This is a genomic window from Enterobacter cloacae complex sp. IR5422, assembly GCF_049238165.1.
Lineage (GTDB): Bacteria > Pseudomonadota > Gammaproteobacteria > Enterobacterales > Enterobacteriaceae > Enterobacter > Enterobacter roggenkampii.
In genome coordinates, this window is sequence record NZ_JBMKHT010000112.1 from 1 (window position 1) to 1,085 (window position 1,085).

The 1,085-nt window shown below is 40.6% G+C and carries 1 protein-coding gene; it reads left to right on the top strand.

Annotated features, from left to right (window positions below; genetic code table 11):
• Nucleotides 1-343: 343 nt before the first annotated feature.
• Entirely contained in the window at nt 344-898 is a 555-nt protein-coding gene (locus tag ACOTXT_RS22450; protein ID WP_046852897.1) for a hypothetical protein, read from the top strand.
• Nucleotides 899-1,085 lie beyond the last annotated feature (187 nt).

Sequence of the window (1,085 nt, forward strand, 5' to 3'; positions counted from 1 at the left end):
CGGGTCTGGCGGCGTTTACTGGAAAACTCACTGTCGGCAAAAGTCAGTTGCTGGCTCATCCGGTTACTCATTCTGGGTTCAGGTTACAACACGATGATCTCACATCTCGGACTTATTCGCACCTTCCCTAAGCAATCAAGATAGCGGTGGTACTGGTGATATTAAAATTGACGCACCGTTAATTATTAATAGTAATGGTCAGATTTCCGATGTTGATTTTCAAAAGATGTGTGATAAACACGCCGATACTATTGTACAGGCAACACGTAAATCTCAGAAGAATAACGTATAAATATCATATAGCCCACATGGATTGTGGGCTAACTATTAAAGGAATAATAATATGTTAAATAACACTCTTATTAGTGAGTTCATGTTAACGGACAATATACCGCAATACCAAAACCAGACATGGACAGGTGAAACTATTACACGTGTTGTTGGTTCGCAGTACTTCACCCTTAGTTTTAAAGTAACTCTAAACAAGATGAACCGTGCTGAACTTGCTAACTTCTATGCTCTTTATGGTCAAGGTAGACCGTTTGATATATCTCTTGGTTGGTGGTCAGATTATAACGGTACTCAGGCATCACAAGTACAGGCAACCGCAGCAAGGGCAGCAGGGGCAACATCAGTTGCCGTTAATGCTAATACACTTGAAGTTGGTACTGTAGTTCAGTTTACCGGACACAAGAAACTATATCGAATCATAGCCAACACAGGTAACGTGATTACTATCTTCCCTGGATTAATCAAAAACATCCAACTTGGGGAAGTAATGAAATATGACAATATTCAAGGTTCATTTATTCTTACACCACAAAATGCAGCATACCAGATGCCAAGTACAAACATTATGGAAGTGACAATAAACGCAACCGAAAACATCAGAGGTTAATTTATGTCAATTCCAAGTAATGTATTAACTAATGCGGATCTTATCGCGTACTGGAATCTTAGGAAGGTGCGAATAAGTCCGAGATGTGAGATCATCGTGTTGTAACCTGAACCCAGAATGAGTAACCGGATGAGCCAGCAACTGACTTTTGCCGACAGTGAGTTTTCCAGTAAACGCCGCCAGACCC

Bases quoted from the DNA above. Each gene is read 5' to 3' on its own strand.
- ACOTXT_RS22450 (WP_046852897.1), top strand. From the start codon at position 344: ATGTTAAATAACACTCTTATTAGTGAGTTCATGTTAACGGACAATATA.